The 23,515-nt window shown below is 65.5% G+C and carries 18 protein-coding genes and 1 pseudogene; 10 read left to right on the top strand and 9 right to left on the bottom strand.

From position 1 onward, the window contains the following. Positions 1-5: 5 nt before the first annotated feature. Positions 6-2,279, bottom strand: coding sequence for a transglycosylase domain-containing protein (locus E3T46_RS09025; protein WP_134578293.1), 2,274 nt, complete (start codon positions 2,277-2,279; stop codon positions 6-8). Between the two features lie 175 nt (positions 2,280-2,454). On the opposite strand from E3T46_RS09025, the gene E3T46_RS09020 reads away from it, so the two are divergent. Together E3T46_RS09020 and E3T46_RS09015 are read left to right on the top strand one after the other, a co-directional pair. Further along, complete coding sequence (locus E3T46_RS09020; protein WP_134578292.1) at positions 2,455-3,549, top strand: YbdK family carboxylate-amine ligase; 1,095 nt, start codon at positions 2,455-2,457, stop codon at positions 3,547-3,549. A gap of 939 nt (positions 3,550-4,488) precedes the next feature. Continuing rightward, a complete protein-coding gene (locus tag E3T46_RS09015) occupies positions 4,489-5,115 on the top strand; it encodes a PKD domain-containing protein (RefSeq protein ID WP_134578291.1) in 627 nt (208 codons plus the stop codon). Positions 5,116-5,241: 126 nt separating this feature from the next. On the opposite strand, the gene E3T46_RS09010 is transcribed toward E3T46_RS09015, so the two are convergent. After that, a complete protein-coding gene (locus E3T46_RS09010; RefSeq protein WP_166790225.1) occupies positions 5,242-6,918 on the bottom strand; it encodes an SPFH domain-containing protein in 1,677 nt (558 codons plus the stop codon). Between the two features lie 183 nt (positions 6,919-7,101). Next, positions 7,102-9,297 carry a caspase family protein gene (locus tag E3T46_RS09005; protein ID WP_134578289.1) on the bottom strand — a complete coding sequence of 732 codons (2,196 nt, stop codon included), beginning with the start codon at positions 9,295-9,297 and terminating at the stop codon, positions 7,102-7,104. Positions 9,298-9,495: 198 nt separating this feature from the next. On the opposite strand from E3T46_RS09005, the gene E3T46_RS09000 reads away from it, so the two are divergent. After that, positions 9,496-11,265 carry a hypothetical protein gene (locus E3T46_RS09000; protein WP_134578288.1) on the top strand — a complete coding sequence of 590 codons (1,770 nt, stop codon included), beginning with the start codon at positions 9,496-9,498 and terminating at the stop codon, positions 11,263-11,265. 27 nt (positions 11,266-11,292) lie between these two features. Here E3T46_RS09000 and E3T46_RS08995 read toward each other — a convergent pair whose 3' ends face one another. Further along, complete coding sequence (locus E3T46_RS08995; protein WP_134578287.1) at positions 11,293-12,150, bottom strand: caspase family protein; 858 nt, start codon at positions 12,148-12,150, stop codon at positions 11,293-11,295. Positions 12,151-12,388: 238 nt separating this feature from the next. On the opposite strand from E3T46_RS08995, the gene E3T46_RS08990 reads away from it, so the two are divergent. Both E3T46_RS08990 and E3T46_RS18220 read left to right on the top strand, forming a co-directional pair. Continuing rightward, positions 12,389-13,156, top strand: a complete 768-nt coding sequence (locus E3T46_RS08990; protein ID WP_134578286.1) for a BTAD domain-containing putative transcriptional regulator — start codon at positions 12,389-12,391, stop codon at positions 13,154-13,156. A gap of 130 nt (positions 13,157-13,286) precedes the next feature. After that, entirely contained in the window at positions 13,287-14,147 is an 861-nt protein-coding gene (locus E3T46_RS18220) for a TIGR00645 family protein (protein ID WP_241980558.1), read from the top strand. Here E3T46_RS18220 and E3T46_RS18705 read toward each other — a convergent pair whose 3' ends face one another. The 3 genes and pseudogenes from E3T46_RS18705 to E3T46_RS08975 all read right to left on the bottom strand — a co-directional run bounded on the left by E3T46_RS18705 (position 14,148) and on the right by E3T46_RS08975 (position 16,467). Then, positions 14,148-14,273 (bottom strand): hypothetical protein, encoded by a 126-nt coding sequence (locus E3T46_RS18705; protein WP_277870964.1) that lies wholly within the window; start codon positions 14,271-14,273, stop codon positions 14,148-14,150. A gap of 32 nt (positions 14,274-14,305) precedes the next feature. Continuing rightward, a pseudogene (locus tag E3T46_RS08980) lies at positions 14,306-14,667 on the bottom strand (pyruvate formate lyase family protein); the annotation flags it as partial. 81 nt (positions 14,668-14,748) lie between these two features. After that, a complete protein-coding gene (locus tag E3T46_RS08975) occupies positions 14,749-16,467 on the bottom strand; it encodes an AMP-binding protein (protein ID WP_134578284.1) in 1,719 nt (572 codons plus the stop codon). A gap of 106 nt (positions 16,468-16,573) precedes the next feature. Here E3T46_RS08975 and E3T46_RS08970 point away from each other — a divergent pair, with 106 nt between their 5' ends. The 3 genes from E3T46_RS08970 to E3T46_RS17890 all read left to right on the top strand — a co-directional run bounded on the left by E3T46_RS08970 (position 16,574) and on the right by E3T46_RS17890 (position 18,390). Next, positions 16,574-17,530 carry an ornithine cyclodeaminase family protein gene (locus E3T46_RS08970; RefSeq protein WP_241980556.1) on the top strand — a complete coding sequence of 319 codons (957 nt, stop codon included), beginning with the start codon at positions 16,574-16,576 and terminating at the stop codon, positions 17,528-17,530. A gap of 45 nt (positions 17,531-17,575) precedes the next feature. Then, positions 17,576-18,079 carry a GNAT family N-acetyltransferase gene (locus E3T46_RS08965; RefSeq protein ID WP_134578283.1) on the top strand — a complete coding sequence of 168 codons (504 nt, stop codon included), beginning with the start codon at positions 17,576-17,578 and terminating at the stop codon, positions 18,077-18,079. 173 nt (positions 18,080-18,252) lie between these two features. Continuing rightward, on the top strand, positions 18,253-18,390 hold the full coding sequence (locus E3T46_RS17890) for a hypothetical protein (protein ID WP_166789546.1): 138 nt from the start codon (positions 18,253-18,255) through the stop codon (positions 18,388-18,390). An 87-nt stretch (positions 18,391-18,477) separates the two neighbouring features. Here the strand turns inward: E3T46_RS17890 and E3T46_RS08960 are convergent, their stop codons facing one another. Then, positions 18,478-19,125 (bottom strand): GntR family transcriptional regulator, encoded by a 648-nt coding sequence (locus E3T46_RS08960; protein ID WP_241980554.1) that lies wholly within the window; start codon positions 19,123-19,125, stop codon positions 18,478-18,480. Positions 19,126-19,367: 242 nt separating this feature from the next. Here E3T46_RS08960 and E3T46_RS08955 point away from each other — a divergent pair, with 242 nt between their 5' ends. Next, on the top strand, positions 19,368-20,930 hold the full coding sequence (locus tag E3T46_RS08955; protein WP_134578281.1) for a phosphotransferase: 1,563 nt from the start codon (positions 19,368-19,370) through the stop codon (positions 20,928-20,930). Between the two features lie 147 nt (positions 20,931-21,077). Further along, on the top strand, positions 21,078-22,988 hold the full coding sequence (locus tag E3T46_RS18260; RefSeq protein WP_198419161.1) for a M12 family metallopeptidase: 1,911 nt from the start codon (positions 21,078-21,080) through the stop codon (positions 22,986-22,988). Here E3T46_RS18260 and E3T46_RS08945 read toward each other — a convergent pair. After that, on the bottom strand, positions 22,959-23,402 hold the full coding sequence (locus E3T46_RS08945) for a hypothetical protein (RefSeq protein ID WP_166790213.1): 444 nt from the start codon (positions 23,400-23,402) through the stop codon (positions 22,959-22,961). The genes E3T46_RS18260 and E3T46_RS08945 overlap by 30 nt on opposite strands. Positions 23,403-23,515 lie beyond the last annotated feature (113 nt).

Genomic DNA, 23,515 nt, shown 5'->3' with positions numbered 1-23,515 from the left:
CGACGTTATTGGCCAGGCGGGGCAGGAGCCCCGGGCGGCGGCGCGACCGGCGGTGCAGGATCAACGGGCGGCGCGGCGGCCGGTGGCGCCACAACCTTCGGCGGTGGAATGTACTTGGGAGCCAGTTCTTCGAACGCGTCACCGCCGTACTTGGCGTTCGCTGCCGACATAACGACCGGCCACATGCGGTGGCGTGCCGTGGCGATCTGGTCCCGGCCGAAGAATTGACGCCGCTGACTGAGCGTCCCGGTGAGGCTGACCACCGCGACCACGGTCGCCACCTTGGTACTCGCACCGCTCATCCAGGTGTCTTTCGCGCCATCCGTTGTCCCGGTCTTACCGATCATGGGCACATTCGGATTCGTGTTGTAGTTCGATTGCTGCCCGGTGCCGCCGAGCATCACCCGGCGCATGGCATAGGCCATGCCGGCGGCGACCGTGGCATCGACCGATTGGGAGCACACCGACGGCGGAACCGGAACCTCCACTCCATCGGGTCCGACGATGCGGTCGATGGCGATCGGCGAGCAGGTCACCCCCTTGTTCGCGATGCCGGCGAAGGCGATGGCCATCGTGAGGGGTGCGATTTCGTTGGTTCCGATAACGGATGCCGCGGACTGCGACAACGGGTTGCCGTCGGCTCGGTGCACCCCGAATGCCTCAGCCGTCTGGCGAATGCCGCAGAGGTCGAGCCGCTTGGCCATTCCGATGAAGCCGGTGTTGATCGAGCCGACGGTGGCCTGCAGCGCACTGTAGTTGGAGCCGGATTCGTTGGCATCATTGCGCGGGTTCCAGGGTGGTTCATCCTTATCGTAATTCTGCGGGCCGAAGCAGCTGTCCTGGAAGGTGCCCCAGTTTGCCTTGCGCCGGGAATCGACCCGTTCGTTGAGGGAGTGGCCTTCCTTGAGCCACTCGGCCAGGGTGAACACCTTGTAGGTCGATCCGGGTTGGAACCCACTCGAGCCGCCCTCGGCATAGTCGGTGGCGTAGTTGATGCCGGTGTAGTTGGCCCCGGTCGCCTGCACGGCCGGGTCCTGGCTGTAGTCCTTGTTCTGCGTCATGGCGAGCACCCGGCCGGTGCCGACCTGCACGCTCGTGATGATCGCGCCGACATCGCCACCGGCATAGACCTTGGGAACCTGTTGGTTCATGGTGGTCACGGCCGCGTTCTGCACGTCGAGGTCCATGGTCGTGTAGACGTCGTAGCCGCCCCGGCGAAAGTTGAGCATGCGCGTGGCCGCATCGGCGCCGAAGGTGGGGTCGGTCTGAAGAATCTTGGTCACATAATCGCAGAAGAAGGCATTGCCCACTGCGGTCTGGCAGCCGGTACTTGGTTCGGTGATGATCGGTTCGACCGGCGCGGCGATCGCGGCGTCGAAATCGGCCCGACTGAGCTTCTTGTAGCGCAGCATTTCACGCAAGATGTAGTCGCGACGTTGTTTGTTCGCGGCATACCCGTTGGCAGCACCGTTGGTCTCACTCGCGGGCTGGTCGAGCTGAAACTTGACCGGGTTGTTCACGATTGCCACCAGGCTGGCCGCCTGCGGCAGGGTGAGTAAGGCAGCCGTCGTGTTGAAATAGTAGTTGGCGGCGGCCTCGATTCCATAAACGGTGCCGCCGAATCCGGTGATGTTGAAATACTGGCGCAGAATGTCGCGCTTGCTGTACTTCTTCTCCACCCCGATCGCCAGCCGCATCTCCTTGAGTTTGCGGTCGGGGGTGGTCTCGGTCGCTGCGGTGTAGCAGGCGTCGTGCGCGCGCTGGTCGGTGAGAAGCTCACACTTCTGCACCAGCACGTTCTTCACGTATTGCTGCGTAATGGATGACCCGCCCTGCGTGTCTCCGCCGGCCACCGTCGTCGCTGTGGCCCGCAACGTGCCCTGCAGGTCGACCCCGCCATGCTCATAGAACCGGGGATCCTCCCCCGACACCGCAGCGTCCTTGGCGAATTGGCTGATCGCATCCCAACTCACCTCGATGCGATTTTGGTCATAGAAGGAGGCGAGGAGTTCGACGGTTCCGTCGCTGCGCGTCGCCAGGATGTCGCTCTTCTGGGACAGCGGCTCGATATTCACGTAGTCGGGCAGGTTCTCGAACACCGAGATCGTGTTCGTCGCGGCCAGGCCCGAGAGCGCAACCACCGGGGTCACCGATGCGGTGACGAGCACACCGGCCGCGACGCTCATGGCCACGAAACCGAACAGGCCACCGAGCGCGCCGTGCAGTGTGCGCCGACGGGACAGAGCTGAATTGCTTGGAATCTGAGTGACCTGCACCACGTTTACTCCCAGCTGATGCCATCCAGGGCGAGAGCCAACGCCTGCGCATTGGTTCGCGAGTCAAGGTCATGCTAGTCAAATGCGGGTGATTAGATGGTCGACAGTCCGTTACGAAAATGTATCGGCTTGATTCCGGTTTGCCGGTACTATCCGGTACAGGTGCTGGAGGTGATGCATGCGAACGTTCGGCATTGAAGAGGAATTCATCTTTCTCAAACCGGCGACGCTTCAGCCAGCAAACGTGGGCGACGCGGTGCACGCGGAACTTCTCGGCCGCGCTCCGATTTCCCGGTTCGTCAGCCACGAGTTTTTGGCCTCGCAGATCGAGCGGTCGACGCCGGTCTTTGAACGCTTCGAAGAGGCATCCGCTGATCTGCTGGCATTTCGGTCGCGGCTGGCGCGGGCCGCCCTCAGCCGTGGGGTCCTGGCCGCCGGCGTCGGAGCGCCGTTCCAGACCGCGGGCTGGCCGGAAGTGACCGATGTCGAGCGGTACCACACGGTCGAGAGCGAATTTCGGGGGCTCGTGCCCGATCACCTCATCAACGGGCTGCACGTGCACGTCGGCATTCCGAACCGCGAGGCCGGTGTACAGGCACTCAATCGGGTGCGCGTCTGGCTGCCCACGCTGCTCGCGCTTGCGGTGAATTCGCCGTTCTGGCGCGGCGCGGACACCGGGTTTTCGAGCTGGCGCAGCGTGCACATGCGCCGCTGGTCCACCATCGGCTGCCCGCCGCTCTTCACGGATGCCGCCGATTACGACCGCCGGATTCGCCAGCTCGTCGGCGTCGGCGGTACCTACGACCTGCGCACGATCTGGTGGAATGCGCGGCTGCCCCTGGAACATCCGACCATGGAGATTCGCGTCTGCGACGCCCAGCTCGATGCGCCGTCGACCCTGCTGCTCGCCGCCCTGACCCGTGCGCTCGTCACGACCGCCCTGCGCGACAGCGAAACGGATGTCGCCCCCATCGACATCGCGCCGGAACTGCTCGATGCCGGGCTCTGGCACGCTGCCCGCGAAGGCGTGGAGTCGAACCTGTTGAATCCCGTGTCTGGCACCCTGGAAAGTTCGACCGCCGTGACGGATGCCCTGCTGCACTACTGCGGCGACGCCATCGATGAGGTCGGCAATCGCGACCGCATCCAGACTCTGCTGGCCCGCACGCGGCGACTGGGAACCGGGGCGGAGCGTCAGCGCGCCGCCATGCGCGCCGGAGGCCAGTCGGCCCTCGCCGCTTTGCTCGCGCACGCGCTGACCGCGCACGACTGACCAAAGCTCTACCGTTATTTGAGGCCTGAAACCAGCCTGTGGAGAACTTAAACGGGATTGTAGCAATCCGGTCTACTGTGACCCCATGCGAAACCCGTTGCGTCGCCGTCCCCTGCACGCCGTCGTGCCGAGCGCTGTCCTACTGGTCTCCATCGGTCTGCTGAGCGGATGCATGGCCACTCCCGCCCCGACCGACAGCTCCACGCCGTCTGCGGCAACCGCACCCACCGCGACACCCCCGGTCTTCGCCTCGGACGAGGAAGCTCTCGCGGCCGCCGAGGCGGCCTATACCGCGTACGAAGCGCTTTCAGACTCAATCACAGCCGATGGAGGAATTCGCGGCGATCGGATAGAGCCTGCGGCTAGTCCCAAATACCTACCGGACCTGTTGGAATCATTCGTTGGATTCTCGAAGACGGGCTTCATTAGCCGTGGTTCGTCAACTTTTGACAATGTTTCATTAATACGCAATTCCGTCGAGCCGCGTGGAGGAGTCTCAATTGAGCTCTACCTCTGTTCAGACATTTCGGAAGTTCGACTGATTGACAAAACAGGCGCTGACGTCACTCCAGCCGGGCGCACAAACCGCACGCCATTGCAAGTGGGCTTTACTTCGAGCGCGGCGAACCCTTCGCTATTGCTCCTCGACAAGGAGGACGTATGGTCCGGCAGAAATTTCTGCTAGCACTGATAATTGGCACTCTGCTAACTTTCTGTCCGCCAATCGTCCCAGGTGCGTCTGCGTGTGAACTTGCGTCCCGTCTGATCGGAGACTGTCCGGGGGAGCTGGTCTCGGGCGGACTCAACAATGGCGACGGTGTCGATGTATTCGCCGAAGGGTCTACGAGCTCGGACGGCACAGGCACGGGCACGGGCACGGGGAAGGCCACTGGGTCCGGCGGCGGCTCGGCGGGCAGCCAGGTGCGACCGGCCATGTGCGTGAGCCACAACTCGACGACGGAACCCAGCCAATGGGTTCCCTGCAACACCGGCGGCCTCAGCGACATAGTGGAACGACACCCCCAGCTGGCACCCACCATCGCCGCACCCACGGCAGCCTGCCCACTCTGCTCCATCGAGACCATCGTCCGCATCTCCGACCTGCAGAACTTCCCCGCGCCGACCGCCCCAACAGGCATGGAACCCAACGGCTGGGCCATCATCGGACTCGCCGCCAACTTCTGGACCGGCGCATCCACCCACATCAGCGAAGGTCTCCTCCTCGGCCAACCCGCGCAAGTCATGTTCACCCCGATCAGCTACCACTGGAACTTCGGCGACGGAAACACCGCCACCTCCCCGACCGGAGGCGCCAGCTGGGAAGCCCTCGGACTTGCCGAATTCACCACCACCGACACCAGCCACAAGTACACGGCCAAGGGCACCTACTCCATCGTCCTCACCATCGAATACCACGCCGACTACAGCTTCGGCGACCAAGGCTGGCGCCCCGTCGACGGCACCATCACCATGCCCTCAGCCCCATTCACCGTCATAGCCGCAAACGAATCCACCGTGCTCGTCGCCGAAGACTGCCTCACCAACCCCCACGGCCCCGGCTGCTGACGAGGTCGGGGGTCGCACTTCGGTGCCGGAGGATACGGGGCAGGTGACCCTGCGCCCCCGGGCGCTGGCCAGACACTGTTACAGTCTTCGGGAGCTAGCTGCACCGGGGTTGCGGCGATCGGTGCACTAGGGCAGCAGGCGATCCCCAGCTTTCTTGGGCAGCCGGGCCGCCGCCGCACGGGTAATTGTGGCAGCAGCTTCGTCGGCGACAGCATCGAAATCAACGCCGTCGATCGACTGCGAAACGGATGCTTCTGCTGCTGATCGCGCCGCTGCGGCAGCCGTCGCTGCGGATGGGGCCACCGACGTTGACGAGGGCGCTGCCGCGGCCGACGCCGACGTTGGCGACGCCCCGGACTGCTGTGACGATGCGCCGGTTGCGCTCGGGTGAGTCGGCGCAGCACCAACGTTCGACGCGGATGCGCCGCTGTGGCTGGGCGTCGCGTTCCGCAAAGCGGCTCCCGCAGTGCCGCCAAGGAGCCCACCGAGCAGGTCCTTGATGCCGATTCCCATGGTGGAGCCGAGCACGGCGTCGACCTCGCTGAAGCCGGACGCGACGTTCTTGGAGAGTTGGCTGGCGCCATCCGTTGAAATGACGGTGAGCTGGTCGATGTTACCCATCGGTGCGGCCAGTTCGTGCGCGATCTGCGGGAGCATTTCAATCAGGCGCAGCTGAATGAGCGCCTCGGACTGCTGGGCGACGGCCTCGGCGGAGAGGCGCGTGGCCGTCGCTTCGGCGGTTCCTCGGGCGAGAATGGCGTCGGCCTCGGCCTGGCCCTCCGCGCGGGTAGCGTCGGCGTTGGCGACACGGCTGTCGCGATCGGCGGTGGCCTTGGCAACGGATGCCTCGGCGGCCGCGATCGCGGTGACCCGGATGCGGTAGGCGTCGGCGTCGGCGATCGCGTTGACCTCGGACTCGAGCTCGGCCTTGCGCAGGCTGGCCCGGCGCTGGGCGGTCAGTTCCTGCTCCTGCACGATGGCCTGCTGCGCCTTCGCCTCGGCGAGCGGCTTCGACGCGGCGGCCTCGGCGGACGCCTTGTCGGTGTCAAGCTGCAGCGCGGCCTTACGCAGCGCGAGCGTATTCTGCGCTTCCGCGATGGCCTGCTCGGCGGTAATCAGGGCTTCCTGCGACTCGCGGTTCGCAACGTGCTCGGCCACCTCGGCCTGGCGACGCACCTTCGCCTGCTCGGCACGACCGATGTCGCGAATGTAGTCGTTCTCATCGGTGATGCCCTTGATCTCGAAGGAGTCAACGTCGAGGCCCTGGTTGGCGAGTGATTCGCGAGCCGTGGCGAGCACCGAGGAACCGAGCTCATCGCGCTTCTGAATAACGGTCATGACGTCGGTCGCGCCGATCGACGAACGCAGCGAACCGCTCAGCACCTCCTGCGCGAAGCCGTCAATGTTCTTGTCCTGCCCAAGAAATCGCTGGGCGGCGGCGCGAATCGCAGCGGGGTCGTCGCCGACCTTGACGATGGCGACGGCCTCGACGGAGAGTGTGATGCCGTTGCGGTCCTGCGCGACGGCCGTGATCTCAATCGCCCGGCTGCGCAGGCTGATCTTGAACGCCTTCTGGAAGAACGGTGTGATGAACACACCCTGGCCATGCACGACCCGCTGGCCGGATTCCTCGAGCGTGGCGCCATCGACGATGGTCTTGCGGCTCTTCTTGCCGGTGATGATCAGGGCCTCATCGGGTCCCGCGTTCTTATAGATCGTCTTGGCGTAAATCAGGCCGATAAGCAGAACCACGACAATCGTGAAAATGATCCCGGGGATCGGGCTGAACAGGAAATCGAGCATGGGGTCCTTCCGAGGAGCCGGCGCGTACATCGTTTCCGCGATTCGGTCCGACGACCTCGGCGCAGAGCTGTTCCTCCAGTGTCGCAGGCCACAGCGATGGATGCGAAAGATGTCGACAATAAGCGGATGCCGTCGGTCACGTCGTCAACGGCACCCACCGTCTTCGGGGTCACCGGCGGGCCGCTACCCGTCGATGAAGTCGGCGGCAGCGCGCAGGAACGCGGCGGCCGCGCGGGCGCGATCCGCAGCATCCGCTTCGCGACTGGCAGCGGCGCCAGCCGATCCGGCGGTACCAGTGGATGCCGCGAGCGCGTCGGTCCCGCCCCCGGGGCTTGCGGCCGGGTCGAGCAGCGCCGTTATCGCGGCGGGGATCGTGCCAGATGCGGTGCCGGGCGGCCGATCAGTCGGTTCCGCTGCGGCAGCCACCAGCGGCGCCAGGAAGACCCGTGATTTCGCGGCCCGCGGCCCGTTGAAGTCGGGGTTCTGTCGCGGCTGACTCGAAAATGCCTCCCGGATCTTCGCCAGGAACTCGCCGTTGGTCAGCCGATTTGCACTCGGCACCACGAGCAGGCTGGCTGCCACGGTGAAATCGCCGTGACCGTCCGTCTCGTACGCTACCTCGGTCGGTTTACAGGCGCTGAACAGCACTTCCCGCGCCAAGGCCCGCTTGCCGGCCCGGGCGGGAGCTCCGCGCTTGGCCCGGTATTTCTCGCTGGTCTCCTTGTCGGGAATGACGTACCGCGCCCGACGCCCATGGGGAGCGGATGCCGTACTCAGGTTCTGTACGTCAACCGGAAGCAGCTGCAGCCGGCGTTGGCCGTCGCCCGAGTGACAGGAATCGAAGAAGGCAGTGAGGCTGACGCCGTCGGGCAGCTGGTCGAAGATCTCTCCGAGGTCGTCGTCGATGATCAAATTGCCCTCGCGAAAGTCAATCGGGCAGAGCGCTTCGTCGTACTTCTTCTCCTCGTTGCCAGACTCCGCCTCGTCACCGTCAAGGTCGTCCACATAAGTGCCGTGCCCGGCGTACTGAAAGACCAGCACATCGCCCGCGACGCTGCTCGCCACCAGGTCCAGCAGCCCGAGCAGGATATTCTGCCGGGTCGCCTCCGCGTCGAGCAGTGTGCGCACCGCGAAACCGGCCGCGGTGAGCTGCGCTGCCCAGGCTTCGGCATCCGCTACGCAGCCGTAGAGGGCATCGCCGCCGGGATACGCGTTGATACCGACACAGAGTGCGTGGTGGGTTCCGGCCCGCCGGGGCGTGGCCGGGCCCGGTACCGGCCAGAGCTCGTCGCCACGGGAGCGGGTGATCGGGAATGACTGGATGCGCGAGCTGCCGGTGACCCGACGCGCGACGCTGTCCATGGTCGGGATATCGGTGTCGAACCCGCCATGGCTGGTCGAGGTGCTGCGGTTGGTCAAGGGGCCGCCCGTTGCTTTTGACCAGATGATGTCAGCGATACCTCCGCTCGCGCCGGACAGCCCGAACAGTCGGCTGAGCACCGGGTCGGCGCGGAGGCACTCCTCGAGGCCCAGAATGGGCGAAAATTCTTCGGGCTCAAACGACGCCCGCACCAGGTAGAGCAGGGACTTTCCGTAGGCGCCGAGGCAGGTGTCAGCGCGCTCGAGCTTTTCGGTCATGGTGAACAGTGCCAGCGACTTCACCTCCTGGCCACACAGAGGCACGAGCTGCTTCTCGAACACATCGGTGCGCACGGCCGGAGCCAGCAGGCTGAGCGTGTCGAAGGCCGGTACCCCGGCCTTCAATGCGGCGGGAATAAAGAAGGAATGAAAGATTGATCCGGCACTGTGCCCAACGGCGTGCACGCTGACCGTGTCGGGGTGGGCGGTGCAGTACGCACCGAGTGCTTCAGCGACGTAGCGGGCGCCGCCGTCCCCGGCCGATGCAGCCTCGGCCGCGCGCTTCATCTGCCCCCAGATCGCCTGCCCCTGGCCGAATCGGGCCGCGAGTTCAAGCACGCGGTCCTTGGCCTCGTCGAGCCAGCCGCGACGACCCTGCGCCCAGTCCCCCACCGCACCAGCGATGGCCCCGGCCAGGCCGGTCTCCCAGACGAAGTGAATGGGATACACGCCGTTGAACTTCCACCACTCCACCTGGGTGGCAGCGATCCGCAGCCCGGACTGCTCGCCGACCAGCCCGCCGTGGGCGTAGAACACAACGGGTACGACGCCGCCATGCTCGGCCACAAAGGCCGGCAGATGCGTCGCAAAGACGGCGTCGACATCCTTTTTAGTGGTCTGGAACACTCCACTCGATGAGAATTTGCCGCCGCTGAGGTTGACCACGTGCGGGCGAAGGCGGTCGAGCTCACTTGGAGACAGCGGCGGCTGCCGTGTGGCGGGGGGCATCGGTTCGGGCATGGCACCGTTCCTCTCATTCAGTTCATGTCATTCAGTTCATGTCATCTAGTTCATGTCATCTAATTCATGCTGGAACAGGGGTGGGGCGTTGCGATTATGTCGCTCCAGCGTTACTGCTGCGTTACTTCACCCGAAGCCTTGACAAACCACGCCGGCGGTTGCATATTGCACACAGAAACGGATGCTGTGGGGGCCGCCATGACAACTGGTACCGATCCCGAGTCTGCTGACGCGTCGCTTGCGCAACCGAGCGATCCCGGGCTGAGCGACGCCGGGCAGGGTGGTCTGCAGGTCAGCCTGACGGTTCTGGCCGAGGGGCCGTTCACCACGGTCCCACCGAATCCGCCCCCGGGCGAACCCGCGCCGCGCCTCACGACCACGCTGCGGGTTCCGGTCGAACGCATCGGCCCGGGGCCGCGCAGCGCCCGGTTCGACGTGATCGTGCGTAAGCCCCGTCAGAAGCCGTTCAGTCTCGACATCGGCTCCCCGACCCCGCCGTGGATGATCGTCGACGAGAAACCGCCCGATGATCTGGCGGCCCTGCTGGAGGACAGCCGATTCCTGGCGCAGCAGGTATACGCGGTGGCGGCATCCACTCTCGCCCTGTTCGAGTCGACACTCGGCCGGAGGATGGGCTGGGTCGGTGGCGGACGGTTGACCATCAGCGCCTACGATCCGGTGTCGTACCGACAATCCGGCTACTACCGCGACCTGGGTCTGATTCGATTCGGGCATAAACGTGACAATCGTACGAGCAAAGCAGTGCCGCTGGCCCTCTTTCGCGATCTGGTGGCCCACGAGGTGACCCACGCCATCGTCGATGGCTACCGGCCGAAATGGGCTGATGCCAGGGCCGAGCCCGACCAACTCGCCCTGCATGAAACGTTCGCCGACCTCGTGGCGCTGCTGTCCGTGTTTTCCACCCGCACCCTGGTCGAACAAATGTTGACGTCGTCCGGCGGTGACCCCCTCAACCTCGATACCCTCAGCGAGGATGTGCTTCGGAGCGACCTGTTCAGTTTGGGCGATGAGCTCTTCAAACGCGGAACCGTTCGGTCGTCCCTGAGCGAGGACAGTCCGCCCGACTGGCGCACCCTGCGCGACCCGCACGCTCGCGGCGGCGCGATCGTGCAGGTACTGCTGCGCGTGGTGGTGCGACTCTGGCTGAAACGGCTCGACTTGCCCGGTGGCCGCTCGAGCCTGTACCAGATCGCCCGCGCCGGCGCAGACGTTGGCCGTCAGGTCTTGGGAATGCTCATCCGCAGCCTGGGCTACATGGCACCGGTGGATGTGACCTGGGAAGACCTGCTGGGCGGAATCCTCGCCGCCGACATGGCGGTCGTGCCCGACGACGACCTGGAGTATCGTCCCGTCGTCACCGAGGCATTCGCCGAGCTCGGCATCAAATTGCCCCCGAACCACGACCTTTCGGGCGTTGCGACCTTCACCGGACTGCGTTACCCGATTCGGCTGGCCGCCCTCAGCTCCGACCCGGAAGAGATCGTACGTTTTCTCTGGGAGAACCCGAAATTGCTGGAGGCGGCGAAGATCGACCCCACTCGCCCCATTTCCGTGGAACGGGTGCGGCCGACACTTCGGGTTGGGCCCGACGGCTTCGTGGTGTCGGAGATCGGTGCCACCTTCACCCAGGAATTCACGTTCACCGTCGCTGAAGCGCGCAGATTCGGGCTGACCACCCAGGCGAATGTTTTCATTCGCGGTGGCGGGCAACTGCGCTTCGACGAGGGTGGTCGTCTGAGCTTCGCCGCACTCAAGCCGATTCTCGACCTGGATCGGCAGCGGGCTAAACTCGCCGCGCACGCCCTCGCTCGCCCGGCGCTGAAAGCGGCTGCCGCGCCGCCCCCCGCACCGTCGCCCGCACCGTCGCCCGCACCGTCGCCCGCCGCCGTGCCCGCTACCCCGGCACCAGGCGTAGCCGAACTGCGTCGGCCGACCTTTCACCCCTGACCGGTCTTCTGCGCACGAGCGCGGCGTTCAGAACGCGGTGCCCCACGCCGTTGTTTTGCCGGGGTCGGGTGCCTCGAGCTGCGCGATCTGTTCGAACTTACGGGCGCGCAACTTCTTGTTGACGCGCTTGACGACGTCGGCGCGACTGGCGCCGGCCCCGCTGCGCAGCTCCTCGAGCAGAAAATGCGTGAACGCGCCGTTGTACCGCCCGTCAAAGTTCGCGTCGGTCGCTTCCTGGTCGGCCTGGCATGCGGCCAGCAACGCGGGCTTCGCAACGGCCGACGAGGTACGCACCAGATCGCGCAGCATGCGGGTGTTCGCGCCCGCGACCGCTGTGCCGTCCCGGCCGAGCGGTGTCGGTGGGGGCACGAAGCGTGGACGACGGTCATCCGATAGGAGGAGTTGGTCCATCGCCCGCAGGCCGCTGCCGCTATGGCAGGTGTCGAAAATCACGTCGAGCAGCACTCCCTCGGGCAACCGGGAAAACAAGGTGTGCAGTTCGTCGTCGACGATGAGCGATTCGAGGTCCCACTGGGAGCCGACCTGACGCAGGTCACAGGTGGCGAAGGCCTCATCGACGCCGTCAGACTCTTCGTTATCGGTGTCGGCCACCTGCGTGCCGTGGCTCGACATGGTGAACAGAATGCGCTCCAGGTGCTCCCCCGGGGTATTCGCCCGGTCGAGCGCCTCGACCAGCGTTCCATAAACCGCATCCCGGCTCGCGGCCTGGTCGGTCAGCAGGGTGATGCTTGAGTCGGCAAATCCGAAGGCGCTCCCGAGCAATGCACTGACGTCTTCGGCATCGTTGACGCAGCCGTTCAGCCAACTGCTCATCGGCAGGTTCGCGAACCGATTGATGCCCACGCAGAGTGCCAATTGCTTCATGACGATCCGATCAAAAGGGCCGATTGCCAGCGGATGCCGCAGGCCAACTGTACAAACCCCGGCGTTACTGGCTGGTTACTGCCAGCTATCGGGGGTACGCGTTGGCGGTGGCGGAGCATCCACTTTTTGGCGCGCACACGGCATTGACAACCGCCCCGGGGCTGGCCATTCTGGGCGGTAGCGGATCCCGCCTGAGGTTGCGGGTCGGCTTTGTACTTTTTTTGCGGATCGAGCACTCATGGGTTTTTCGGTGACACCGGGCTGGGATCTTCGCGTGCTGGGCTACTGGCAGTTACGCTACATCGGCGTGCCAGTCGAGGTCGGTGCCCGCCAGCAGCGGCTGCTCGCGGCCCTCGCCGTGTTGCACACCCAACCGCGGCACGTGCTGGCCGCGCTGCTCTGGCCGGATAGCTCCGAGCGTCAGTCGGCCGGCAACCTGCGAGCGAGCGTGTTTCGTATTTCGCACGAACTCCCCCGATTGCTCCGCGCAACCGATCCGCTGCAGCTCGACGCGGCGGTGCGCGTGGATCTGCACAAGGTACGCGATTTGATCACCGAGATCACCCTGACCGGCGGGTTGCCGGTGCCGCCGGAATCCGTCGATGTATTGCAGGAGGCCAACCTGTTGCCGGGCTGGTACGAGGAATGGGTGCTGGAACAACAGGACCATCTGCTCAATCAGAGGGTGGACGCCCTGGAATCCCTGGCCCGCTCCCATCTGCTGACCGGCAGTTTCAGTCGCGCCCTGGGCGCGGCCCGTGCCGCTGCGGTTGTCGATCCGTTGCGGGAGAGCACCCAGCATCTGCTCGTGCGCTGCCATCTCGCCGAAGACAACTATGCCTCGGCGGTGCAGGTGTACCGCAGTTTTCGCGCCCATCTGGGCCGTGAGCTCGGCGTCGAACCATCCGACCATTTCGCCGCGCTGCTCGGACTGGAGCCGACCGATCTGTCCGGAGGCCTGCCCACCGGCCGCAAAGCTTTTGAGCGTTCGCTGCGACCTTCCTGATCGTCCCGCCCGCGCGCCCACAATGCTGGCGCGCGGCCATCGTGGCCGGAATCATCAACACGTCAGCGTACGTCCACAGGCGCTGCGGCGCACAGGAGGTTCTCACCCGGGCCTCCCTTATGATCAACCGGTGACTGAAACCGAGTTCCCCCGCCCGTTCCGCCCGCAGTCGCGCTGGGTGCGCAGCGTCGGCCTGATGATCTTCTTCAGCCGCTGGCTGCAGGCGCCCCTTTATATCGGGCTCATCATCGCGCAGATCATCTACGTGATCGTGTTCATGGTCGAGCTCATCAACCTCGGCGGCGACGTCTGGACCTCGCTGACCGTGCCAGGGGACGACGGCGGCATCCACGTCGAAGAAGCCGCGATCATGCTCTCGGTGCTCGGCCTGATCGACGTCGTCATGATCGCGAACCTGCTGATCATGGTCATTATCGGCGGCTACGAGACGTTTGTGTCCCGCATCCGTTTGGAAGGGCACCCCGACCAGCCGGAATGGCTCTCCCACGTCAATGCCAACGTGCTCAAGGTCAAGCTCGCCATGGCCATCGTCGGCATCTCGTCGATCCACCTGCTCAAGACCTTCATCGAGGTCGGCGACCTGGCCGCGCGCGGCACCCCCGTCGATAACAACCCGACCGAAACCATCACCGGCAATATCTACACCTGGGACGGCGTGCTCTGGCAGGTCATCATTCACATGGTGTTCATTCTCTCGGCCATCGCACTGGCCTGGATCGACCGGATGTCCCAGTCCGGTCACTCACCGGCCGCTGCGGTGGCCGCGGTGCACCCGGTCAGCCCGGCACCGGCACCGGCACCGGTCTCAGCCCTCGCCCCCGCGCCCGCGCGCCGCGAACTCGAAGGCCACCCTGCGGGATCGACCGGAATTGCCCTTCACCTCTCCCAGCTCGGTCAGCTGCGCGAGGCCGGTGTGGTGACGGATGCCGAATTCCACGCCAAAAAAACGGAGTTGCTCGCCCGCTTCTAGCTAGAACGTCGTGAGGCTGCGGGCCCGGAGCTGAGCCCGCACCCGCTGCTGCAGCGCGGAATCGGGCGGCAGCTCGCCGTACAGCGGATGCGGAATGGCCAGGCGATTCCACTTGTGCTCACCCATCTGATGGAAGGGCAGTACCTCGACCCGGGTGTGCGCCGGCCGCCGAAGGGCATAATGGCGCGCGTGAGCGGGGCATCCGTTTGCAGACCGACAATGATCTCGCTCGGCTGGTCGATGTAGCCGGGGGCGTGCGCGGTAATCGATGCCGGGGTGGTCGGGTCGACGTCGTAGACGCCGAGCGCGCGCTGCCGGGGAACATCTCCGTCAGCCGGGCCCAGAGCGCCAGTATGCGGTCGGTGGCGCCGGTCAGAAAGCTCGCATCATCGGTGAACGGCGTGTAGTTGCGCTGGATCAAATCTCGAACATCATTGCCGTGCTGCCACGGCCCGGCGGTGAAGCCAGCCCAGCCTGTGTCGTCGGTTGTCGTGGCACGCGGGTTGTCGAGGAGGGTCATGCTTCTACGCTAACGAGGGGGCCAGGCCCGGTCTCGGGCTGTAAGCCCCGACTTTCCCGCAGATTTTTCGAGCGGATGCCCCTAGCGCGTGAGCCCCGGAAACTGGTCGTCGCGCCATTCATTCGGCAGCCGGGTGCCGGCTTTTGCCGCGTCGGCTTCGCGCTCGCGCAGTTCGACCCGGCGGATCTTGCCGGAGATGGTCTTGGGCAGCTCGAAGAATTCCACCCGCCGCACCCGCATGTAGGCCGGCAGCCCGGTGCGGGCATGCCGAAGCACGGCTTCGGCCGTTTCGGCCGTCGGTTCCCAGCCCGGAGCGAGGTGGATGTACGCCTTGGGAATGTTCAGCCGGGTGGCATCGGGCGCGGGAACCACGGCGGCTTCGGCGACCGCGGGGTGTTCGAGCAGCACGCTCTCCACCTCGAACGGCGACACCTTATAATCGCTCGACTTGAACACGTCGTCGGTGCGGCCGATAAAGGTGAGGTAGCCGTCGGTATCCACTGTGGCGACGTCGCCGGTGTGAAAAAAACCGCCGCGAATGGCGTGCGCGGTAAGGTCGGGTTCGCCGTGGTAGCCGGTCATCAAGTTGACCGGGCTCGTCGACAGGTCGAGGCAGATCTCACCTTCCTCGGCGGGCAGTTCGGTGATCGGGTCGAGCAGCTTGATCGAGACGCCGGGCAGGGGCAGGCCCATCGACCCGGCCTTCAGCACCGATCCGGGACCGTTTCCAACGATGGCGGTGGTCTCGGTCTGGCCGAAGCCATCGCGGATGGTCAGTTTCCAGCCGTTGTCGATCTGCCGAATGACCTCGGGGTTAAGCGGTTCCCCGGCGGAGAGCAACTCGCGCAGGGCGGCCGGCCGGGGGCCGACATCCGCTTGAATGAGCATGCGCCAGACCGTCGGCGGCGCGCAAAACGTGCTGACCTTCGCTCGATGCAGCTGGGCGATGAGGGCGCTGGGAGCGAACTTGGAGTAGTTGTAGACGAATACGGTCGCCTCGGCGATCCACGGGGCAAAGAAGCAGCTCCAGGCGTGCTTGCCCCAGCCGGGCGAGCTGATGGCGAGGTGCACGTCGCCGGGGCGAAGGCCCAGCCAGTACATGGTCGACAGGTGGCCGACCGGGTAGGAGGTCTGCGAGTGGAGCACCATTTTGGGCTTGCTCGTCGTACCGGAGGTGAAGTAGATCAGCGATGGGTCACCGGATGCCACGACCGTCGCGATGGGTTCCGGGGTGAGCGCGTAGGCGTCCGCGAAGTCGGCCCACCCGGGGCGCGGCGCGCCGACGCTGATGCGGGTGTAGTCGCCGGGAACATCGTCGAACTTGGCTGCATCGGACGAGTTCGCGATCACATGGGTGACGCCGCCGCGAAGCACCCGGTCGGTCAGGTCATGAGCGGCGAGCACGGCACTGGTCGGCATGATGACCGCGCCGACCTTCATAATGGCGAGCATCGCCTCCCAGATTTCGAGCTGGTTGCCGAGCATGAGCATGACATGGTCGCCGTGCCGCACGCCCTGCCGGGCCAGCCAGGTGGCCACCTGGTCGGAGCGTTGCGCCATCTCGGCGAAACTGAACTTCTGCTCGCTGCCGTCTTCTTCGACGATCCACAAAGCGATTTTGTCGTTGCCGCGTGCGAGCACGTCGAACCAGTCGGTGGCCCAGTTGAAGTGCTCCCCCACGTCGGGCCATTCAAACTCCTGCGCGGCACGGGCATGATCGCTCCGCAGCGCCAGCAACTGGTCGCGGGCGGCCCGGTAGTTATCCGTGCTCGGTTTGGTCGTGCTCACCTGGTGAGTCATACGCCGTTGTCTCCTCTTGCCACCGTGAAACGTGTCGCCAGGCTGAAACGGCGTCAGTTCATTCTGGCAGTGCTGCGGACGCAGGCCGCCCGATAGTCTGCGACGGATGACATTTACAAGCTCCAGACCCGCTCCGACCACCATGGTCACCGCCGAAGAGATTTTTGAGCGGGTGGACTACGGTGCGGCGGTGCGAGCCGTGCAGAACGCGCTCGCCACCGGGCTCGATCCGGTGCGTGACTTCGCCCGGCAGGTTCTGGCGGTCGCGAACGGCCAATTGCTGCTCATGCCCACTGAAGCTTCGGATTTCGTCGGCATCAAAGTCGCGTCGGTCGCGCCGGGCAACCCGGCCCTTGGTCGGGAGCGCATTCAGGGCGTCTATCTGCTGCTCGACGCCCTGACGCTCACGCCGATCGCGCTGTTCGACGGCGCCGCGATCACGACCCTGCGCACCCCGGCAGTGTCGGCCGCGGCCGCCGACTACCTGGCTCCGGACCGCGTGGAGCACCTGGTGGTGTTCGGTTCGGGGCCGCAAGCCTGGGGGCATATCGAGGCGATGCGGGCCATCCGCTCAATCGACCGGGTCACGATCATGGCCAGAGACCAGCCCCGCGCCGAGCTGTTCGCCGCCCGGGTGACCGCCAGCGACCTGCCGGCCCAGGTCGGCACGGCCGCTGACGTGGCAACGGCCCAGCTGATCGTCTGCGCCACCACCGCGCGTACTCCGCTGTTCGACGGCAGCCTGGTGCCCGCCGATTGCTGCGTCGTCGCCGTCGGTTCGCACGAAACGGATGCCCGTGAGCTCGACTCAGCGCTCCTCGCCCGAGCGCAGGTCGTCGTCGAAGACCCGGCCACGGCGCAGCGGGAGGCCGGCGACGTCATCATCGCGGTGGCCGAGGGTGTCATCGCCCCGCACGAGCTCGTGCCGCTGCGTGACATCGTGACGGGAACCGTCGCCGTCACGGCGGAAAGTCCGCGCGTCTTCAAGAGCACCGGGATGTCCTGGGAAGACCTCGTCATCGCGACCGCCGTGTACCGGGCCGGAGCCCGCTCGGAGGCGTAGCGGGCCCGTGGTTCGCGGGCCAGGGCGTTGGCCTATCGTTAGTGGGTGACCTACTCGATTCGTTCCCTCGTGGCCGCCGACCTGCCGCGGCTGCTCGCGCTCAACAATGCCGCCGTTCCCGCGGTCAATGAGCTGGATGCGGCGGCACTGGTCGCGCTGGTCGAACACAGCCACCTCGCGGTCGCTGTCGTCGCCGACGACGATGCGGTCGCCGAGGTACTCGGCTTTGCCATCCTTTTTGTCGCCGGCGCCGAGTACGCGAGCGAGAACTACCGCTGGTTCTCCCAGCGATCCACCGATTTTCTCTACGTCGACCGCATCGTCGTGGCCGACGGTTTTCGCGGGCAGGGGCTCGGCCAGGTGCTCTACGACGCCATCTTCGGTGCGGCCCGCCGCGAGCTGCTCGCCGAGGTGCTGTGCGAGGTCAACCTCGAACCGCCGAATCCGGGATCCCTCGCGTTCCACGGCCGCCTCGGGTTCGCCGAGGTCGGCCAGCTGTCGACGAAGGATGACACCGTCGTCGTGAGCCTGCTCGCGGCATCCGTTTAGCGGTGCGGCCAGACTGTTCTTTATACACAGTTTGGCGGCGAATTCAAGGGGCAGCAGAGAAACACGGAACACCCTATGGTCAATTTGACGCGAGCTACCGCTTGCGCAGAACTGAGCCAAGGGAAACCCCCGCGATGCGACTCACCTGCCCGTTTTGCAAGTCACCCGCTGATTTGAAACCCAACCCCGCGCAGGCCCTGCGCATCACTCTTCCGCTCTACGTCCTCAAGTGCACCGGCTGCGAGCGCACCAGCATCCGCGTCGAACCGGCCAGCCTGCCCCACGTCATCCTCGCGGCGCGCACGGCCTAAATCGTTCGCCTCCGGGAACAAGACGGCGAAGGTGCCGGCTTGGAACGACTGTGCCGGACCTCAAAGGTCCGGGCATTCAAATGCCGGTCACACCGAAATGGATGCCGTCGAGTCGGTCAGTCGCGCCAGCGCGGCCTCGGCATGGTCGCTGAGCCGACTCTCGGCCAGCGGCCCGTCGCCGTTGAACACAGCCTCGGCGATACCGCGATGCTCCGCGATCCACTCCCCGTCGACCCGATAGGAGTCCTGGAGTACAGTCAGGCACATCCGGGTCTCCGTCATCAGGGTGCTGTGGATGCGCGCGAGGCGGCGGCTGCCACTCAGGGCGACGAGGCGTTCGTGAAAGGCCATATCGGCGTCGCTCATGGCGGCGCGGTCGCCGGTCGCCGCGGCACTCTCCATCTCCGCGACCTTGCCCAGCAGGTCCTGCCCGGCGGCTACGTGGTCAGCGCGCACGAGCAGCTTGCAGGCCGCCGACTCGATGGCGGTGCGCAGCACGTACATGTCGCGAATCTCAGCGTCCGTCATCTCGATGACGAACAGACCCCGGTTGCGAATGCTGACCAGGAGTCCCTCTTGCGTCAAACGCTGCATGGCTTCGCGCAGGGGGCCTCGACTGACACCGAGTTCGCGGGCGAGTTCTGCCTCACCCAGTTGCGACCCGGGAGCGACCTCGCCGTGCGCGATCGCGTAGCGCAGTTTGCGAGCGATGATCGACGGAGTTGATTCCTGCACGACCGGTTCCAATGAATATCGCTGGGGCATACCCTGCACGGTTCTTTCTCGAATGGATGTCTTGAATCATCTGAAGGCGTCCCACCACGCTGTCCATTGTTTACAATTGTAGCTTGGAACGCCGAAATTATCGCCCGATCGACGCATCCCGATTAGGGGGCTTGACAGAGGCTACCGCAAGCCTCAAGTTCGGGTTCTCGGGCGCGCCGGCAGAATCCCGGTTGGGACGCTACGCTGGCCGCATGATCGATGGAGACAGCGCTCACCGTCCAGACCGAGATTCGCAGCCCCACAACACCGCCGACCTCGCCCCCAACCATCGCGGCACCCCACTGCCCAGCTACGTCAATGCCTGGGTGTCGACGCAGCGTTGGTTCGGCAACAAGGGGCGAGTTCCCGCGCTGCGCAGCATCGGGCACTTCGCCCTCGACTGCGCCGAGCCGGGAGTCACCATCCGCGTTGATTTCGTGCTCGACACAGCGAGCCTCACCCTCACGCTGTACCAGTTGCCGACCACTGAACGCTTCGAGGAATTGCCCGGCGCCGACAACGCACTGATCACCGTGCGCCAACCGGGCTCGCTCAACGCCCGCTACATTTACGATGCCACCTACGATCCCGCCTTCGCTGCCGCGTTGCTGGCATTCATGGAGCGGCAGGACGTGTCCGTGTCCACCAAACCAACGGCGACCGACCGCTCCGCCGCCAGCGCGCGGGGCGAGGACCTGCGCCCGCACTCCACCGCCCCTTCCAGTACGACGGCAGCAACCGTCATCTCGAGTCGGGTGCTCAGCGGAGAGCAATCCAATACCTCGATCATCGTGGAGCGCGTCGACGCCACCGGAGCGCCAGCGGTGCCGATTATTTGCAAGATCTTCCGAATTATTCATGCGGGAGAGAATCCGGATGTGACGGTGCAGGCTGCGCTGGCCGGTGCCGGCTCAACTCGCATCCCGTTGCCGTTCGGTGCCATGGTCGGCCAGTGGGACGATCCGGCCGAGCCCGGCCAGAGAGCGGTCGGCCACCTGGCATTTGCGCAGGAGTTTCTGCCCGATGCACCGGATGCCTGGCGCACGGCCCTGATCGCCGCCGCCGCGGGCAGTGATTTCACCGGCCCGGCCTTCCGGCTGGGGCAGGCCACCGCCGACGTGCACCACGATCTCGCACGCACCCTGCCGACCCTGGAGGCGAGCCCCGAAGTCATTGCCGAGGAAATGGCCAAGATGAGACTGCGCTGCAGTCAGACCCTGCGTGAAGTCCCGCTGTTGGCCAAATACCAGAGCGCCATCGAAGCGGTGTTTGCCCGGGCGGAATCCGCGGCGTGGCCCAGACTCCAGCGCATCCACGGTGACTTTCACCTCGGGCAGGTTCTCGACGTGCAGGGCCGCGGCTGGGTACTGCTGGATTTCGAGGGTGAACCGCTGCGCACTCTGCGGGAACGAACCCGGCCCGATGTCCCGCTGCGCGACGTCGCCGGCATGCTGCGATCCTTCTCCTACGTGTCCGGCGCGATGACGGCGACCACGGCCGAAGCCGCGGTCACCCTCGCCTCAGCCGGTTCGTCGTCCGGTGCGATGACGCAGAATCTGCCGATGATTTCCGATTGGGCAATGGCCTGCCGTGGCGCTTTCCTCGACGGTTACGCGGAACGCTCCGGCCTCAAACTGGACGAGCAGCTTGCCCTGCTCGAGGCCTTCGAACTCGACAAAGCTCTCTACGAGGCCGTCTACGAGAGTCGCAATCGACCCGCCTGGCTGCCGATCCCGCTCGCTGCGATCGAACGGCTAGTCGGCACGCCGGACTGATCGTGGTCCGCAGTACCTAACTGTGGGCCGCCGGGCGCGACCCCGTTCAGCGGCCCCGAGTAACGCTCCGATAACGCCCGGCGGCGTAGCCTGACGCGCGTTCCGGCACAGTGCCAGCAAGGGACAGAGCACACAGGGAGTAGTTCCATGGCAGAAAATATTTCCGGCCCCGGGGGCGACCAGAAATTCGTTAGTGAGGGTGAATTTCAAGCGGGCGAATCGGCATCCGGTTTCATCTCCGGCGTCACCTTCGGGCCAACCGAAGTGGTCTACTACAAGGTCAACAATCTGGCCGTCTTCGAAGGTGACATTGTGCTGGGCACGGTCGCCGAGTTGGAGCAGACCAAGGATGCCGAAAGCCACGATGACGGTCGTGCCCGCGGCGTGGCCATCACCGGCGCGCGCTTTCGATGGCCGAACGCCCACGTTCCGTTTCGGATCAACGCCGCCCTGCCGGACCAGCAGCGGGTGCGCGACGCGATCTCCCACTGGGAGGCCAGCACTCCCATCCGCTTTACCGAGCGCACGGCGGCCAATGCGAGTCAATTCTCCAACTTCATCGAGTTCAGCGATTCTGGCGGATGCTGGTCGATGCTCGGTATGCAGGGTAACGGCATGCAGACCATCAGTTTGGGGACCGGCTGCAGCACCGGTAACGCGATCCACGAGATCGGCCACGCGGTCGGGCTCTGGCACGAACAGAGTCGGGAGGATCGCAACGCCTTCGTGACGATCAACGTGGCCAATATTGAGTCGGGTATGGAGAGCCAGTTCGACCAGCACATCGTCGACGGTGACGATGTCGGTGGGTATGACTACGGCTCGATCATGCACTATCCGCGCACCGCCTTCTCGAAGAATGGGCTTGAGACGATCACCCCGGTGCAGGCCGGAGCGCAGATCGGTCAGCGCACCGCGCTATCGGCCGGTGATATCGCCGCGGTCAACCTCATGTATCCGCAAACCGTACGGGCCAGTTCGAGCCCGGTGGTGTCGTGGGGTCCGAACCGGTTGGATGCGTTCGTGCTCGGTACCAACCGGGCCGTGTTTCACAAGTGGTTCAGCGGAGCCTGGGGTCCCTCGATCACCGGCTACGAGAACATGGGCGGCATCGCCGAGAGCGTTCCGCAGGCGGTCGCGTGGTCGCCAGACCGGCTCGACCTGTTCGTGACCGGTACCGACAGCGCGCTCTATCACAAGTGGTGGAACGGCAGCTCCTGGGGGCCATCGGTCACCGGCTACGAGTACATGGGCGGCGTGATGCTCGGCGACCCGCGCGTGGTGTCGTGGGGACCGAACCGGCTCGATGTCTTTGTCGTCGGCAGTGACCACGGGCTGTACCATAAGTGGTTCGGTGGAGCGTGGGGCCCATCGGTCACCGGCTACGAGAACATGGGCGGCATCATTGTGGGCCAGCCCGAAGTCGTCTCCTGGGGCCCGAACCGGCTCGACGTGTTCGTGATCGGCACCGACCGGGCGCTGTACCACAAGTGGTGGAACGGCTCAGCCTGGGGTCCATCGCTCACCGGGTATGAGCGTCTCGGCGGGGTCTGCACCTCGGCGCCGCGGGTCGTCACCTGGGGTCCGAACCGACTCGACATCTTCGTGACCGGCACCGACGGTGCGCTGTACCACAAGTGGTGGAACGGCTCGGCCTGGGGTCCGTCGGTCAACGACTTCGAGCGGCTCGGCGGCATTGTCGTCGGCGAACCCGAGGCCGTCTCGTGGGGACCGAACCGGCTCGATCTGTTTGTGATCGGCACCGACAGTGCGCTTTATCACAAGTGGTTCGACGGCAACGCGTGGGGGCCCTCGGTGCTCGGCTACGAAAACATGGGCGGCATCGCCACCTCGCAGCCGCGCGTCGTGTCCTGGGCACCCGGCCGGCTGGACGTGTTCCTCACCGGCACCAACAGCGCACTGTTCCACAAGTGGTTCAACGGCGCTGCGTGGGGTCCATCGCTCACCGGCTATGAGAGCCTCGGCGGCGTGATCACGTCGTTCGACGAGGCCGAAGTGCGTGCCGGTTCAGACACGCTGAACCGGGACACGGACTGACCCCGTCGGCAGCACCCGGTGGGACTGCGTCGAGACGAAGTCCCCCTCGGTGATGTCGGGGCGTTCGATGGCCGAGTCAGGCTGGGGCTGTTCCCCGGCCGCGACGTGCGCCAGGGGTTCGCGCGAATCGGACTTCTGGCGCACGTGCGCCCGGAGATTCAGACGACGGATGCCGTTCTGCGCGTCGGCGGGCACGATCACGGAAAACGGCAACCCGGCAGCGGCATCGAACTTCGCGTCCGTGGCGAGCGCGGGGATCTCGGTGCGGGAGTAGCCCACGATGGTGCTCGGAGCATCCGCTTTGGACACGTCTTCAATCAGCACCGTCACGGTGAACGGTCCGGTCGGACGCTCCCCCGGTGCGAACTCGATGACGCCGGTGACGGTGGCGTCTCTTTCGGTGTGTTCTGGCATGTCGCCATGGTGCCACCGCCCCGAACATCGTGCTCGTCGCCGCGGCAGCGTGCCGCGCGGGACTTGCGCCAGTACGCGGGAGTTAGCGCCTGGCCAGAACTCCAGCGCAACGC

Origin of the sequence: Cryobacterium sp. Hh11 (genome assembly GCF_004404045.1) — a bacterium.
In the GTDB taxonomy this organism is placed as follows: Bacteria; Actinomycetota; Actinomycetes; order Actinomycetales; family Microbacteriaceae; genus Cryobacterium; species Cryobacterium levicorallinum.
Note: the sequence above shows the minus strand (reverse complement) of the source record. Positions and strands in the feature narration are given on the sequence as shown.